The sequence below is a fragment of the Flavobacterium pasteuri genome, from assembly GCF_048286615.1.
Taxonomy (GTDB): Bacteria; Bacteroidota; Bacteroidia; order Flavobacteriales; family Flavobacteriaceae; genus Flavobacterium.
In genome coordinates this window covers 388,406-404,665 of the sequence record NZ_JBLVPN010000001.1, presented here as the reverse complement: position 1 = coordinate 404,665, position 16,260 = coordinate 388,406, and the positions used below count along the sequence as shown (strand labels likewise).

Here is a 16,260-nt window from a genome sequence, read left to right as displayed (position 1 = left end):
TATGAAAACTAAACTAGCAATACTACTACTACTTTCTTTAATTTTGACCAGTTGCGTTCAAAAAACTTATCAAAAAACGGTTGTTTTTACATTGGATGCATCCGAAATAAAAAACATCAAAAATGTAGGTATAAAGGGGAATGACAAACCCTTATCATGGAGCAAAAGCAGTGAAATGAGGACCGTAAAAAAAGATAGTCTGTACCAGTTAACTACTACTTTTGAAACTGGCTATACCTTTACCGAAATAAAATTTATTGTAAATGACAGTTTAGAATTTGAAAACCAAGACAACAGAAGAATCAATTTCTCAACAAAAGACACTACTTTTTACAGAGCAAAATTCAATTTAAAGCATACAAATCCTTAATTCTAAAGTTTTCAAACCCCACAGAATTAAATCGAATTCAACTGTCAAACTTTTACCTTATATTTGCAAATTAAATGCGAGAGCATCAGTAAAATTGACAGATACAGAAAATGAAACACATAAGGAATTTTTGCATTATTGCACATATTGATCACGGAAAAAGTACGCTTGCTGACCGATTACTGGGCGCAACACAAACCGTTACTGCTCGTGAAGAAAAAGCACAATTGCTAGATAATATGGACTTGGAGCGCGAACGTGGGATTACCATAAAAAGTCATGCTATCCAGATGGAATACACCTATAAAGGGCAAGAATACATCCTGAATTTGATTGATACTCCCGGACACGTAGATTTTTCGTATGAAGTTTCTCGTTCAATTGCAGCTTGTGAAGGTGCACTTTTGATTGTAGATGCAGCACAAAGTATCCAGGCACAAACGATTTCGAATTTATATTTGGCTTTAGAGAATGACTTGGAAATTATTCCGGTTTTGAATAAAGTAGATTTACCAAGTGCGAATCCAGAGGAAGTAAGTGATGATATTATTGATTTATTGGGCTGTAAATTAGAGGATATTATTCACGCTTCGGGGAAAACTGGTTTTGGTGTAGAAAATATATTAGCAGCAATTATCGAAAAAATTCCGCCTCCATCAGGAAACATCGATGAGCCATTGCAAGCGTTAATTTTTGACTCGCATTACAATCCTTTTCGAGGAATCGAAGTTATTTTTCGTGTAAAAAACGGGCAGATTAAAAAAGGCCAGAAGATAAAATTCATGGCTACCGGAAACGAATATTTTGCAGATGAAATTGGTACTTTGAAACTAAATCAAGTTCCGAAACAAGTAATTTCAGCTGGTGATGTTGGGTATTTAATTTCTGGAATTAAAGAAGCAAAAGAAGTAAAAGTAGGTGATACGTTGACCGATGCAAAAACGCCAACAACAAATATAATCACTGGTTTTGAAGATGTTAAACCAATGGTTTTTGCGGGAATTTATCCTGTGGATACTGAAGATTACGAAGAGTTGAGAAACTCGATGGAAAAACTGCAGTTGAATGATGCGTCATTAGTGTTTTTACCGGAAAGTTCAGCAGCTTTGGGATTTGGTTTCCGTTGCGGATTCTTGGGAATGTTGCACATGGAAATCATCCAGGAACGTTTAGAGAGAGAGTTCAACATGACTGTTATTACAACAGTTCCCAACGTTTCGTATTTGGCCTATACCAAAAAAGACCCTACAACACCGCTTATTGTAAATAATCCTTCGGACTTACCGGAGCCTTCTCGTTTAGACCATGTTGAAGAACCTTTTATTAAAGCAACTATCATTACAAAATCTGATTATGTTGGAAATGTAATGAGTTTATGTATCGAAAAACGTGGGTTGATTACCAATCAAACATATTTGACTACTGAACGCGTAGAGTTGACTTTTGACATGCCGTTGGCAGAGATTGTATTTGACTTTTATGACCGTTTGAAAACCGTTTCTAAAGGATATGCCTCCTTTGATTATACGCCTATTGGAATGCGAACTTCTAATTTGGTTAAAGTTGATATCTTATTGAATGCAACAATAGTAGATGCTTTGTCCTCGTTGATGCATGCCGACAATGCATATTCTATTGGTAAAAAAATGTGTGAAAAACTGAAAGAATTAATTCCGCGCCAGCAATTTGACATTCCTGTTCAAGCTGCAATTGGGGTAAAAGTAATTTCACGTGAAACCATAAAAGCGTTGCGTAAAGATGTTACCGCTAAATGTTATGGTGGAGATATTTCTCGTAAACGTAAATTACTTGAAAAACAGAAAAAAGGTAAAAAACGTATGAGATTAGTGGGGAATGTTGAAATTCCACAAGAAGCGTTTATGGCTGTTTTGAAGTTGAATGATTAAATCCCCCTAACCCCCGAAGGGGGAACTAGGAATAAATATAGTAGAAACCTGAGGATTTAAAATCATCAGGTTTTTTTGTTTTTATTTATTCTTCAACCATTCAAATAATCGGTTGGCGTCTTCGAATTTAAACAATTGGGTTCCTTCATTCATGGTTGCTGCTGAACCGCAAGCGACTCCCCAACGGATGACTTCTTTCAGGCTTTTATTTTGCGAAAGCGCCCAAACCATCCCACCAACCATACTGTCACCGGCACCTACTGTGCTTTTTTTGGCAACGTTGGGAGCTGGTACAAAATCATAGGAATCTTTTGCAACCAATACTGCACCTTGCGGACCAAGGGAAACAACTACGATTTCGGCACCGCCTTTAGCGATGATTTGTTTTGCGGCTTCATTTACTTCTTCCAGTTCCAATCGCTCCACACCAATTAGCTTTGCAAGTTCACCAACATTAGGTTTGATCATATAAACACCAATTTCTAATGCTTTTTTTAATGATTCACCAGAGGTATCCACAATTAATTTAGCATTTGATTTTTTTGCAATTTCAGCAATTTTTTGATAAAAATCATCAGATAAACCTTCATTCAAGCTACCGCTGGCTACTAAGAATTTTGGTTTTAAAGCTGCTATGGTTTCCTGTATTCTATTGCTTTCCTCTTCGGAAATTTTTCCACCGGTAAATCCAAATCGGTATTGAGAATTGGTATTGTCATCCACGGCAACAAAACTTTCTCTGGTCCAAGTTTGGACTTCGATTGCTTCAAATTCAACTGATTCTTTACTAACCAATTCCTCAAGCATTTTCCCCATTGGTCCACCAGAAGTAAACACCGCTAAAGACGTTCCTCCCAGACGGGATATTGCCTTAGAAACATTGATTCCTCCTCCTCCCGCATCATAACGCGGTTCATCACATCGTATTTTTTGTTCCGGGACTAATCCTTTAAAATGAGTGCTTTTATCTAAAGCAGGATTAACTGTAAGCGTAACTATATCAAATACCTTCATTTTTTTACAAATTTAATACTCTAAAGGTCGGATAAAATTCATAAAAATTGTTACAAATCAAGGCGAATATTTCTTTGTATATTTGCAACCTCAAAAACAATTAAAATAATGATTGAAGATAAAACACCACAACGTACAAGTATTGCTCAATTAGGAGAATTTGGATTGATAGATCATTTAACAAAAAACTTTGAAATCAACCAACCTTCGACTTTAAAAGGGATTGGCGATGACGCTGCCGTTTTGGATTTCAAAGATAAAAAAGTAGTTGTTTCAACTGATTTGTTGATTGAAGGCGTACATTTTGATTTGGCTTATATGCCCTTAAAACATTTAGGATATAAAGCTGTTGTGGTCAATGTTTCTGACATCTGCGCCATGAATGCAAAGCCAACACAAATCACAGTTTCTATAGCGGTATCTAATCGTTTTCCTTTGGAAGCATTAGATGAATTATTTGCTGGAATTACGCATGCAGCCCGTGAATATAATGTAGATGTTATAGGTGGTGACACCACTTCGTCTCAAAAAGGATTAATCATCAGTATAACTGCCATTGGAGAAGCAGATGCAGCCGAGATTGTTTATAGAAACGGTGCCAAAGAAACTGATTTATTAGTGGTTACCGGAGATATTGGTGCTGCTTACATGGGATTACAAGTTTTGGAACGTGAAAAGCAAGTTTTTCAGGTTAATCCAAATTCACAACCAGATTTAGATGCTTATACATATCTAATCGAACGTCAATTGAAACCAGAAGCACGAAAAGATGTTCGTACTTTATTGCACGCTTTAGAAATAAAACCAACTTCAATGATTGACATATCTGATGGATTATCATCTGAGATTATGCATTTATGCAAACAGTCTAAAGTGGGTTGTAATTTATATGAAGACAAATTACCTATCGACCCTACATTTATTAATGTTTGTGAAGAATTCAATATTGACAGTACAACAGTAGCAATAAATGGCGGAGAAGATTACGAATTGCTTTTCACCATTGCTATGGAAGATTTTGAAAAAATCAAAGCAAATCCAAATTTCACAATTATTGGCCATATGACACAAGAGAGTGAAGGAATCCATTTAGTTACTCGAGCGAATACCAAAATTGCTTTAAAAGCTCGTGGTTGGGACGCTTTAACTGAATAAAACTTCATCAAAGAAAAATGACACTTATTAAGTGTCATTTTTTATTTAAGAAATTTAAAAAAGCAATCCTTTATTTTTGGCTTCTCGAACTAAATCAATATCGCTGCCTTTTTCTATTTTTAATAATTCTTTTAATTTTATTTTTCTTCTCTCAATAGCTCCTAATGAAATTGGAATATATTGCGGGATATCATTCAGCTTAGTTCCTTTAGAAATATGAAATAAAATTTCTTTGTCAAATTGATCAATTTCTACACTATCTTCTTCCGATTGGGCTAACATTTTTAGAACCGACTGACTATAATATTTTTCATTTTTTATAACTTTATCAAAGGCGAAAAGTAACTCATCAAATGTTAAGTCATTTTTTATGACCAATCCGTTAGGATTTATAGTTTTGATAATCGTTTTTATCTTTAATAATTCTGTATACATAGTAAGCAAAATTATTTTACAGTTTGGCATAAATTCCGATATCAATCTTGCCAAATCCTCGCCGTTATAAATGCCTTTTTCTTCATAAGAAGGCATACTAATATCTAAAAAAGCAATATCAAAAGCTATAGTATCTGGGTTTGTAATGATATTATACGCCGATTCACAATCTTTGGCCTGACTAATTAAAAATTCAAATTCTTGAGGATTATATCTTGTAATCGCATTTTTGTATCCTTCAATAATAAAAGGGTGATCATCAACGATTAATATATTATTTTTAGTTGTTGTCTTTACATCTGAGGCAATTGTCATTTCTATGTAAGTATTTGTTTGTTTTCAAATGGAACTGCAATTGTAATAATTGTTCCATTTCCTTTTTTTGATTTTATGTCAACCGTTCCATTGCATTCTATGGTGCGAGATTGTATATTTTGCAAACCAATGCCCTTTTTTGATCTGTTTACATCAAATCCATTACCATCATCACTTATGGTTAAAAATAAATCATCTTCCATTTTTTTAAGTTCTACTTTAATAGTATTTGCTTCAGCATACTTATTAATGTTTTGAAGTGACTCTTGAATAATTCTGTATAAATTTATTTTGACTGAATTACTTACTAATTCCCATTTTATACCTGAGTCAATAATTGAAACTAATTTTGACTTAAATGTCTTTTTCTGTTCTTCAAGTAAATTATCTACAATAGCAACGAAGTTATTAATTAATTCTGATTTTTCTCTATTTAAATCATGAGAAATTTCACGAATATCCTGCTCAATACTTTTCAACTCTGTTAAGTAGTTGTTTCTTTTTTCAACAGCAGTTCCGTCGTGAATTTTATTTAAACTATCTAAGTTCATCCGAATACCAAACATTCTCCCTAAAACTCCATCATGCAATTCTTGAGCCACTCTTTTTTTCTCTTTAATTCTAATCCCCTCAATGGTATTCTGTTGCGAAATCATTAAATTATAAATTTCCTCATTTGCTTTTTGCTGTTGTTGTTTGAACAGTAACTCTCGATTTTTAGCTTTCTGCGTTTTAATTACGAAAGTAAATAATCCCAACATCGCTAATCCACTGAAGATATAAACTAAGTTCCTATTCTGCTCTACTAAATCAGTATTTTCACTCTCTATTTGATCCGTTTCATATTCTATGCGGGTAAATTTTTCCCCCATACTCCGTTCCGCCTTTTGCAAACTATCATTGATGTGAATATATTCTTTAGTATAAACTGATGCTTTTTTGGGCTCAATAATTGCTAATTGTTTAAGACCTCCTAAAACATTTCTGAAGTTTTTAGTTCTTCTAGAAAGTTCAAGCGCCTCTTTAGAATAATTTATTGCTTTAACAGTATCTTTTTTGGAAGCAAAATATTCTGATAAATGAATTTTATTCAGAAAAATACCCGTCGTTAATTTTAGACTGTCTCTAATTTTTAAGGACTTGTAAAACATATCAGGAAGACCATCAGTCTCTTTTAATTTACTTTTAGAATAAGCTAAATTATCCAACAACATAGCATATAAAGAAACTTTATCAATACTTAAATTTTGTTGCTCTAATCCTTGCTGAAAATTGATTTTAGCTTGTTTATGTTCATTTAAATTTTGATAAACTAGCCCCATATTATTCAGAGAAGTCGCTTTTGATTGAAACTGTAATGCTATTACATTATCATCTATACTAGACAAGGCTTTTTTATGGTAAGTAATGGCATTATCATATTCTCCAATTTCATTATATATTACGCCCAATAAATTATAGGACTCATATAAAATATCATTAGCTTTTTCACCTTTTATAACGCGTAAAGCATCAAACACTTCTAATTCACTTCCCGAAAAATCATTTTCACCATATCTTAGATAAGCTTTACTTAGACGCGTTTTAGCTAAATTATAAGTGTCGTCTAATTTATCATAAATTTTTTCAGCATTGGAATAATTTAAAAAAGCACTTTCTGAGATGGTTTGTGTACTGTAATAGTCTCCTAAATAAGTATAAGCCTTAGCTATGTTTACAGAGTCCTTACTACTAACTGAATTTTCTAGAACTAGATCTACTGTAATTTTAAAATCCTTCCAATTATCCATGTTATAATAACGGTTGGCAACTCTGAACAAATTAACTCTATTTAAAGAGTCATTTGATTGGAGTTTAATAATGTTTAACGCTTTCCGATTAAACTGTTCTCTCTTCTCTCTAGTTGATTGAAAGTCATTTGCTAAAGTTAGATACGATGAAAGACTGTCTTTAGACGTTATTACATTATTCCCTATTTCATTTTTTTTGGAACAACCAAACAAAACAAAAACCAGCAATAATACTTTATATATGTTATAAGTCTTTTTCAATAATTAATTTTGAATTTCATCAAAAATACTAAAACTATTGACATAAAAAAAGGCTATCAAAAATTTGATAGCCTTATTATTATTTTTAAATTAAATTTAAAAAATTTAATCAATTTTCTTGTTTCCTCCAACACTAGCTCCGCCTGTTAAATCTATTTTTTTATTTCCTCCAACACTAGCTCCGCCTGTCAAATCTATTTTTTTATTTCCTCCAACACTAGCTCCGCCTGTTAAATCAATTTTTTTGTTTCCTCCAACACTAGCTCCTCCTGTTAAATCTACTGAAAAAGAATTTGTTAAAACTGTATTAGTTTTTTCTCGCGTAGTAAAAGATGTTAATACCATCACTAAAGAGAATAATCCGATTGTTAAGATTGCTTTTTTCATAATTTTGAGGTTTTTATGTTGTTGTTTTGTTTTACTTGTTTTGAACCACGATAACTTTGGTTTCTTCCGTAAAACTACAGAGACAACTTCAAAAATTCCTACAAAAAAAGGCATTTATGGTAAAATACGGCTGTTTGATAGTGAATGACCATCAAATTACAGTGGATGACTGTTTTTTAAATTTCCAGATAATTTCCATTGGAAAAATCAGAAATAATTAGGTCGATATTTACTTTATATGATTTGGAGAAAGGAAGTTTCATAGCACTGTTCTTAATATAACATACTGAATTCCCACTATGAATCCTAGAAATATAATTACGACTGACTATATAACTGTTATGAATTCTAATGAAAGGAAATGATAAGACACCTTCAAAATGCTTTAATGTCTTGAAAGCTGTTATCATTTCTCCATTATTTAGGTGTATATCCGTTGAATTATTATCAGCTTGAAAATAGCAAATATCTTTAGCATCAATATACCTGTAATCACCATAGGATTTGATACACAGAATTAGAGGCTGATCTTGACTTGGCTTTTCTTGTCTAACTAAAACTGTCGGTTCTTTATCAGCAACTGATGACTGTTCTAAAAAAAATTCTTTAGTGGCAATTGATTTGTTTAATTTTAAAACCGATTTTACAACATCTATTCGTGCCAATGGTTTTATTAAATAATCGAAAACCTCATACTTTATAGCATAAAAAGCTAAATCTTTCCTAGCCGTTGTGATGATAATTTTAGGAATTACTTTCAAATATCTGTATAACTCATTAATTAAAGTCAATGACAAATTACTGGCCACATTAACTGGGTCGATTTCCAAAAAAATTATTTGTGGAGTATGTTCTAATATTAGATTCAAACCCTCTTCATAATTATTAGCCGATGCTACAAAATCAAGTTCTGAAAAACTATCAGCTATGGCTTTAGTTTTCAAAACACTTTCTTGATCGTCGTCAATAATAATGTACGAATAATTCATCAATGGTTTTTCCTGGAATTGTTAGGCATTACATTATAAGTTTAAAGTAAAATATACTTTAAATTGTTCAGTAGCAATGGTAGTTTTGGGAAACTAGTTAAACAGAAAATTTCTATTTAACATTCTAAAAATAAGAATTTAACAATTTTTTCTTATAGGTTGTTAATATGTTTTTAACAAATGTTGACACATTGAGACGAAGTGCAAATATATCCGATAAAGAGCGTTATTTTTATTTTTAAACCAGTTAAAAATAAAAATTATCTAGTGAACCACGCAAAAAACACCTCGTTACTATCATAAAAAATCTCTTAGAAAGGAGGTTCCTTCTAGTGTTAATTACGTAAAGAGTAACAACATCAAATACTATTTATTGTAACCGAATTAACCGACAAAAAAATGATAACTAAAAATACTTTTTTTACAAATTTATCTTACTTTTATGCGAAAAATTAACCCTATGAAAAAAATATTTGTCTTAATTTGCTTAACTTCATCTTTATTGGGTTTTAGCCAAGAAAAAGAAACAACAGATTTTAAAAAAAATGAATTAAAAGGAAATGCACTTTTTTTAGTACTGGGCGCAGTTGAAATTAATTATGAACGAATTATTAATCAAGATACTGGACTTGGAGTTTCCTTATTCTTTGTGTCTGAAGATGATTTTGAAACTAACTTAAGTCTAACTCCATATTATCGCGCTTATTTTGGTAAAAAACCTGCTGCTGGATTTTTTGTAGAAGGTTTTGCAATGTTTAATTCATACATAGACCACGGCTACACAACATACTATTATGAAAATGGAACGACTGTAACTAATTTTGTAGCAGATGAAACAGGAGCTGACTTTGCTCTTGGTTTTGGCTTAGGATCTAAATGGATTCACAGAAAAGGATTTGTCTTTGAAATCAATGCTGGAATAGGACGCAATTTATTTAGTGATAATAGTCCAGAGATTGTTGGACGAGGTGGAATAACACTAGGCTACCGATTTTAATACGTACTAAAAAGGGCTTCTCAATCGAGAAGCCCTTTTTATATAAATGAATGTGTGATTACATTTTCATCAACCAATTTTTCATCGAAACTTCATTTTCGATAATTGATTTTAAATCCGCAATTGCTACACGGTCTTGTTTCATAGTGTCTCTGTGACGAATGGTTACCGTTTGATCTTCGATAGTTTGGTGATCTACTGTGATACAGAAAGGAGTTCCCAAAGCATCTTGTCTTCTATAACGTCTTCCTACTGCATCTTTTTCATCATAGGAAACATTGAAATCCCAACGTAAATCGTCAATGATTTTGTGTGCGATTTCTGGTAATCCGTCTTTCTTTACCAATGGTAAGATGGCTGCTTTTGTTGGAGACAAAACCGACGGTAATTTTAGCACTGTTCTTGTAGATCCATCTTCTAAAGTTTCTTCTTTTAACGAAGTTGCAAAAACTGCCAAGAACATTCTATCTAATCCTACTGAAGTTTCCACTACATAAGGAACGTAATTCTGATTCAATTCGGCATCAAAATACTGTAATTTTCTACCTGAAAATTGTTCATGTGCTTTCAAATCAAAATCAGTTCTTGAGTGAATTCCTTCTAATTCTTTGAATCCAAAAGGAAAGTTAAACTCAATATCAGCAGCTGCATTCGCATAATGTGCTAATTTTTCGTGATCGTGAAAACGGTAATTTTCTTTTCCTAAACCAAGTGACAAGTGCCAATTAAGTCTAGCTGTTTTCCAATGCTCGTACCATCTCATTTCATCGCCTGGACGTACAAAAAATTGCATTTCCATTTGTTCAAACTCACGCATTCGGAAAATAAATTGTCTCGCAACAATTTCATTTCTGAAGGCTTTCCCAGTTTGTGCAATTCCAAAAGGAACTTTCATTCTTCCTGATTTTTGAACATTCAAGAAGTTAACAAAAATACCTTGAGCTGTTTCCGGACGTAAATACAAATCCATTGCTGAATCCGCTGAAGCTCCAAGTTTTGTCCCAAACATCAAGTTGAATTGACGTACTTCGGTCCAGTTTCTTGAACCTGATTCCGGGCAAGCAATTTCTAATTCTTCAATTAATGCTTTTACATCTTCCAAATCTTCGTTACCAAGAGAGCGAGCCATTCTTTCCAGAATTTCTCTTTCTTTGGATTTGTATTCCATCACACGGGCATTTGTTGTTACAAATTCCTGTTCGTTGAACGCATCTCCAAAACGAGCTCTGGCTTTTTCGATTTCTTTGATTGCTTTCTGATTTAGTTTTTCAGCATAATCTTCAATCAAAACATCGGCTCTATATCTTCTTTTTGAATCTTTGTTATCAATTAATGGATCATTGAAGGCATCTACGTGACCCGATGCTTTCCAAGTCGTTGGATGCATCAATATTGCCGCGTCAAGACCAACGATGTTATCGTTCATTTGAACCATTGCTTTCCACCAATATTCGCGTATGTTCTTTTTTAATTCTACTCCGTTTTGTGCATAATCATAGACTGCACTTAAACCATCGTAAATTTCGCTTGACGGAAAAATAAATCCGTATTCTTTTGCGTGCGAAATTACATTCTTAAATAAATCTTCTTGTTTTGCCATAATAGTGCAAAAATATAAAAAGTGAACTTAAAAAAAAGAAAATTATTAAAGATTGAAGCATTGATTTGTCTATTTTTATAAATAAATCCCTGATTACATGTTTGAAAGCATTATTAATCTCTTTTTTCCAAAAGTCTGTTCCGGTTGCAACTCTTTTTTATTGTCTAATGAAAATGCAATTTGCACGGTTTGCAGACACGAGATTCCGCTGACTCATCATCACTTGAATCCAGAAAATGATGCTTTCAAAAAATTTTATGGACGAATTCCCGTAGTACATACTTCGGCATTATTTTACTTCCATAAAAAGGGAATTGTCCAAGAACTCATTCATAATTTGAAATACAAAGGACATGAGGAAGTAGGTGCAATTCTTGGTGAATGGTACGCCGAAGATTTAAAAACAATCGGATTACTAGAGTCTGTAGATGAAATTATTCCAGTTCCATTGCACCGAAGAAAATTAAAAGAAAGAGGATACAATCAAGTTACTGCTTTTGGAAAAGCACTTTCTTCGAGTTTAAATATCGATTATAATGATTCGCTTTTGGTTCGGAATGTGTACTCAAAAACGCAATCCAAGAAAAACTTATCAGGAAGAACAGAAGGTATTGAAAGCATTTTTGATGTTGCTTTTACTGAAAAAGACCACCACAAGCATTTCCTTTTAATAGATGACGTTATTACAACTGGAGCTACATTAGAAGCCTGTTCGCGTGCTTTACTGAAAATTCCCAATGCAAAAATCAGTATCGTTTGTATGGCAATGGCGCAATCATAATTTGGGAATTTTATTTCTAAAACGGGTATTTAAAACAAAATGACAATTTAGAGCACAACGTTTTTTAGCCCTGATTACTTCACCTAACTCTTACACTCATTGGAGTTCAGTGAACTTCGTTTGAAGTGAAAATCCTTTTATGAGCCTTTTCGGCGAATAAAAAGATTTTAACGAAAAGCAGGAAATAGCTCCTGAAAATAAGTCCGTTACAATCCCAAAGAGCACACTATCAATTAATTTAATGAAATTATAACGAAATAGAATTTCCGTTTCCAAAGTTTAATGTTTAAATTTGGATAAATTTTTATAAATCATTAAACAATCATATTATGGCTTTTGAATTACCACAATTACCTTATGCGTACGACGCATTAGAACCTTATATTGATGCGCGCACGATGGAAATTCATCATACGAAACATCACAACGCTTACATTACCAACGTTAATGCTGCTATTGCAGGGACGGATATGGAAGGTAAGACGATTGAAAATATTTTGATCAATCTTGATATGAAAAATATGCCAGTTCGTAACAACGGTGGTGGTTTTTACAACCACAACTTGTATTGGACTGTAATGACACCGAATGGTGGTGGACTTCCGACTGGAGATGTATTGGCTGCTATTGAAGCTGCTTTTGGAACTTTTGAAGAGTTTAAAGCAAGTTTCAGCAAAGCTGGAGCAACACAATTTGGTTCTGGATGGGCTTGGCTTTGTGTTCATAAAGGTGGGAAAGTAGATGTTTGTGGAACTCCAAACCAAGACAATCCATTAATGCCTGGTGTAGGTTGTGGCGGAACTCCAATTTTAGGAATGGATGTTTGGGAACACGCTTACTATTTGCATTATCAAAACAGAAGACCAGATTATATTGAAGCTTTTTTCAGTGTAATTAACTGGACTGAAGTGGCTAGAAGATACGCTCTAGAGAAATAAGCCCCCTAAACCCCCAAAGGGGGAATTAGCACAATAGCCAAGAAGAAAGATTTTATTAGTCTTTTTTCTTGGCTATATTTTTTGCTGGTCCACAAATTTATTCTTGTATGCTTGTTGTTTATTCCCCCTTCGGGGGCTAAGGGGCTTTGACTTTATTCCAATAAAAAAGGTGGAATTTCCTCCACCTTTTTTGCCCCAAATCTACCATAAACTTAACCTACTAATGTTATGGTAATTCAAATCTATATCAGTTGTCAGTTGTCACCAAATAAATTAGATGAACAACTTAGAAAACCGATTAAAAACCCATCATCGGCTATATTAGTACGCTCTGGCATCTTTCCCTTCATAGAAATTCATGAATGCTCGGTTTACTACGCGGTTTCCTCCTGGGGTAGGATAATCTCCCGTAAAATACCAATCTCCTAAATTTTTAGGACATGCAATATGCAAATCTTCTACGGTTTGGAAAATAATTTTCACCTCGGCTTTTATCTCCGAAGAGCTCAACATTTGTGCAATTTTATCTGAAACCTCTTGTGGCTGAAAAGGCGCATATACTGCTGTTACGTAATTTACGACATCAATGTCCTTGAAGTTTTCTTGTGCTTTACATTTCACATATACTTCATCAACAATATGGTATAAGTTTCTTTCTTTAAGCAATTCTAAAGCTGCTTTAAAAGCGACCAAACCTTCTAGTTTTGCCATGTCAATTCCGTAACAATCCGGATAGCGTATTTGCGGCGCTGATGACACGACAACAATTCGCTTTGGATTCAAACGATCCATCATTTTGATAATACTCATTTTCAAGGTTGTACCTCGAACAATACTATCATCAATTATTACCAAATTATCCGTGGGTTTTATAACACCATACGTAACATCATATACGTGAGCTACTAAATCATCCCGACTGCTATCCTCTGTAATAAAGGTCCTTAATTTAGCGTCTTTAATGGCTACTTTTTCGGTACGGATTTTTACTGAAAGTAATTCCTGCAAAGTATCTTTTGTCAAAGTATCTTTATTTTCCAGAATATAGTTGTTCTTTCTTTGATTCAAGAAATCTTGAGCCGCTTCAACTAATCCATAAAATGAAGTCTCGGCCGTATTTGGTATATAAGAGAAAACGGTATTGTCTGTATCTTCGTCTATTGATTTTAAAACGGCAGGCAAAATAAGTTTTCCTAAATTTTTTCTTTCTTGATATATTTCGGCATCACTTCCTCTGGAGAAATAAATTCGCTCAAAAGAGCAAGCTTTTTTAACCGTTGGCGGAAGAATTTCCTGCATAGAAACCGTTCCGTTTTTCTTGATGATTAATGCGTTTCCAGGTTCAATTTCTTGAACTTTTTCGAAAGGAACATTAAAAACAGTTTGAATTACAGGTCTTTCTGAAGCCACTACAACTATTTCATCATCTTGATAAAAATAAGCGGGACGAATTCCTGCAGGATCTCTAAACACAAATGAATCTCCATGCCCCAAAAGTCCTGCCATAGCATAACCTCCATCTAAGCTTTTAGACGAACGTCTCAAAATCTTAGCTACATCCAGCTTTTCAGCAATTACTGGTGAAGCTTCTCTTTTTGTCAATCCATTAACTTTACATTCTTGATACAAATCAGTCACTTCATCATCCAGGAAATGACCAATTTTCTCCATTACGGTAACCGTATCCGCCATTTCTTTTGGATGCTGACCTAGTTCAACTAAACTTTGAAAAAGTTCTTTAACATTCGTCATGTTAAAGTTTCCGGCCAAAATCAAGTTTCTGTGCATCCAGTTATTCTGACGTAAAAAAGGATGAACACTTTCAATACTGTTTTTACCAAAAGTCCCATAACGCACGTGTCCTAAAAACAATTCTCCTAAATATGGGATTTTTTGTTTTTGAAGCGCTACATCATCCGCATATTCTGGATGAGCAGCCATTTCCTCATTTATTCTGTCGTTTATTTGAGCAAAAACATCTTGAATAGGTTGCGCATGATTAGAACGAACTCTACTAATATAACGTTCTCCCTGTTCTACATCTAGTTTTATGCTTGCAAAACCTGCTCCGTCTTGCCCGCGATTGTGCTGCTTTTCCATAAGAAGATACATTTTTTGTATTCCGTAGAAAGCAGTTCCGTATTTCTCTTTATAAAATTCAAGCGGTTTGAGTAGTCTAATTAAGGCTATACCACACTCGTGTTTTAAAGCATCGCTCATTGTAAGGTTGTTTGTGTTGTTGTGTTATTCTAAAAAATAAATTGAACTGATTTAAAAAAAATCGATAAATCAGATGTAATTCCCTGCTAATTTTATTTAACAAAAAAACCTCGTTTCCGAGGTTTCAGTGCATTATAATTCTATGTCGAATTGTGTCAGTGATTTGAATTGTTTCAATCTGGACACAACTTCCTGTTTATCTAAATTAACCATCCTTTCTGTTCCAAATTTTTCCACACTAAATGAAGCTAAATTAGAACCATATATAACGGCATTTTTCATGTTCTCAAAAGAGATGTTTTCGCTTTGCGTTATAAATCCGGCAAATCCGCCTGCAAAAGTATCTCCAGCTCCTGTTGGATCAAAAACTTCTTCTAATGGTAATGCTGGAGCAAAAAATACTTCTTTTTTATGAAACAAAAGCGCACCGTGCTCTCCTTTTTTTATCACCACATATTCCGGTCCCATTTCATGAATTTTTGCTGCTGCTTTCACTAAAGAATATTCTCCAGACAACTGTCTTGCTTCTTCATCATTAATCGTGATTACATCAATACGTTTCATTACATCAAGCAGTTCTGGTAAAGCACAATCCATCCAGAAATTCATAGTGTCTAAAACTACTAATTTTGGTTTGCTTTCCATTTGATCCAAAACACTGCTTTGTACCAATGGATGTAAGTTTCCTAGCATCACCACATCAGCATTTTTATAATTTTGAGGAACTCTTGGTTGAAAATCACCCAAAACATTAAGTTCCGTTGCCAATGTATCTCTTGAATTCAAATCATTATGGTAAAGACCGCTCCAAAAAAAAGTTTTGCCGCCTTTGACAACTTCAAGGCCTGAAATATCAATGTTTCTTGCTGTTAATAAATCTAAATATTCTTGTGGAAAATCATCGCCAACTACAGAAACTATGGCAGATTGTAAATTAAAAAAAGAAGCCGAAAGTCCTATATAAGGCGCAGCTCCACCTAAAATTTTATCAGTTTTGCCAAAAGGCGTTTCTATGGCATCAAAAGCAACGCTTCCAACAATCAATAATTTATTCATTTTCTGAGTTTCGAATTAAGGCGCAAAGATAGTTTATAACTTGTA

General features: G+C 33.6%; 14 protein-coding genes. 6 read left to right on the top strand and 8 right to left on the bottom strand.

The genetic code is table 11. The features are described from left to right. The first annotated feature begins 1 nt into the window (after position 1). Together ACNQF6_RS01895 and lepA are read left to right on the top strand one after the other, a co-directional pair. Complete coding sequence (locus tag ACNQF6_RS01895) at positions 2-370, top strand: hypothetical protein (protein ID WP_417962722.1); 369 nt, start codon at positions 2-4, stop codon at positions 368-370. 110 nt (positions 371-480) lie between these two features. Further along, positions 481-2,277, top strand: a complete 1,797-nt coding sequence (gene lepA / locus ACNQF6_RS01890; protein ID WP_417962720.1) for a translation elongation factor 4 — start codon at positions 481-483, stop codon at positions 2,275-2,277. An 81-nt stretch (positions 2,278-2,358) separates the two neighbouring features. On the opposite strand, the gene ACNQF6_RS01885 is transcribed toward lepA, so the two are convergent. Beyond that, positions 2,359-3,291 carry a 1-phosphofructokinase family hexose kinase gene (locus ACNQF6_RS01885; protein ID WP_417962718.1) on the bottom strand — a complete coding sequence of 311 codons (933 nt, stop codon included), beginning with the start codon at positions 3,289-3,291 and terminating at the stop codon, positions 2,359-2,361. Between the two features lie 108 nt (positions 3,292-3,399). Between ACNQF6_RS01885 and thiL the strand changes: the two genes are divergently transcribed. Further along, entirely contained in the window at positions 3,400-4,446 is a 1,047-nt protein-coding gene (thiL, locus tag ACNQF6_RS01880; RefSeq protein ID WP_417962716.1) for a thiamine-phosphate kinase, read from the top strand. A gap of 54 nt (positions 4,447-4,500) precedes the next feature. On the opposite strand, the gene ACNQF6_RS01875 is transcribed toward thiL, so the two are convergent. From ACNQF6_RS01875 to ACNQF6_RS01860, 4 genes are all read right to left on the bottom strand, one after another. Continuing rightward, positions 4,501-5,196, bottom strand: a complete 696-nt coding sequence (locus ACNQF6_RS01875; protein WP_417962714.1) for a response regulator — start codon at positions 5,194-5,196, stop codon at positions 4,501-4,503. Between the two features lie 2 nt (positions 5,197-5,198). Then, positions 5,199-7,247, bottom strand: coding sequence for a tetratricopeptide repeat-containing sensor histidine kinase (locus ACNQF6_RS01870; protein WP_417962712.1), 2,049 nt, complete (start codon positions 7,245-7,247; stop codon positions 5,199-5,201). A 105-nt stretch (positions 7,248-7,352) separates the two neighbouring features. Further along, positions 7,353-7,634: a 3-oxoacyl-ACP reductase gene (locus tag ACNQF6_RS01865; RefSeq protein ID WP_417962710.1), complete on the bottom strand. Its 282-nt coding sequence runs from the start codon at positions 7,632-7,634 to the stop codon at positions 7,353-7,355. 176 nt (positions 7,635-7,810) lie between these two features. Next, positions 7,811-8,623 (bottom strand): LytR/AlgR family response regulator transcription factor, encoded by an 813-nt coding sequence (locus tag ACNQF6_RS01860; RefSeq protein ID WP_417962708.1) that lies wholly within the window; start codon positions 8,621-8,623, stop codon positions 7,811-7,813. A 460-nt stretch (positions 8,624-9,083) separates the two neighbouring features. Here ACNQF6_RS01860 and ACNQF6_RS01855 point away from each other — a divergent pair, with 460 nt between their 5' ends. Further along, positions 9,084-9,620: a DUF3575 domain-containing protein gene (locus ACNQF6_RS01855; RefSeq protein ID WP_417962706.1), complete on the top strand. Its 537-nt coding sequence runs from the start codon at positions 9,084-9,086 to the stop codon at positions 9,618-9,620. 58 nt (positions 9,621-9,678) lie between these two features. On the opposite strand, the gene ACNQF6_RS01850 is transcribed toward ACNQF6_RS01855, so the two are convergent. Continuing rightward, the gene (locus ACNQF6_RS01850; RefSeq protein ID WP_417962704.1) at positions 9,679-11,220 is read right to left on the bottom strand and encodes a glycine--tRNA ligase; all 1,542 of its coding nucleotides are present in this window, start codon (positions 11,218-11,220) and stop codon (positions 9,679-9,681) included. 97 nt (positions 11,221-11,317) lie between these two features. On the opposite strand from ACNQF6_RS01850, the gene ACNQF6_RS01845 reads away from it, so the two are divergent. Continuing rightward, on the top strand, positions 11,318-12,001 hold the full coding sequence (locus ACNQF6_RS01845) for a ComF family protein (protein ID WP_417962702.1): 684 nt from the start codon (positions 11,318-11,320) through the stop codon (positions 11,999-12,001). Between the two features lie 329 nt (positions 12,002-12,330). Continuing rightward, positions 12,331-12,939, top strand: a complete 609-nt coding sequence (locus tag ACNQF6_RS01840) for a superoxide dismutase (RefSeq protein ID WP_417962700.1) — start codon at positions 12,331-12,333, stop codon at positions 12,937-12,939. A 321-nt stretch (positions 12,940-13,260) separates the two neighbouring features. Here the strand turns inward: ACNQF6_RS01840 and ACNQF6_RS01835 are convergent, their stop codons facing one another. Together ACNQF6_RS01835 and ACNQF6_RS01830 are read right to left on the bottom strand one after the other, a co-directional pair. After that, a complete protein-coding gene (locus tag ACNQF6_RS01835; RefSeq protein WP_417962698.1) occupies positions 13,261-15,159 on the bottom strand; it encodes an amidophosphoribosyltransferase in 1,899 nt (632 codons plus the stop codon). A gap of 132 nt (positions 15,160-15,291) precedes the next feature. Beyond that, positions 15,292-16,215 carry a PfkB family carbohydrate kinase gene (locus ACNQF6_RS01830; protein WP_417962696.1) on the bottom strand — a complete coding sequence of 308 codons (924 nt, stop codon included), beginning with the start codon at positions 16,213-16,215 and terminating at the stop codon, positions 15,292-15,294. Positions 16,216-16,260 lie beyond the last annotated feature (45 nt).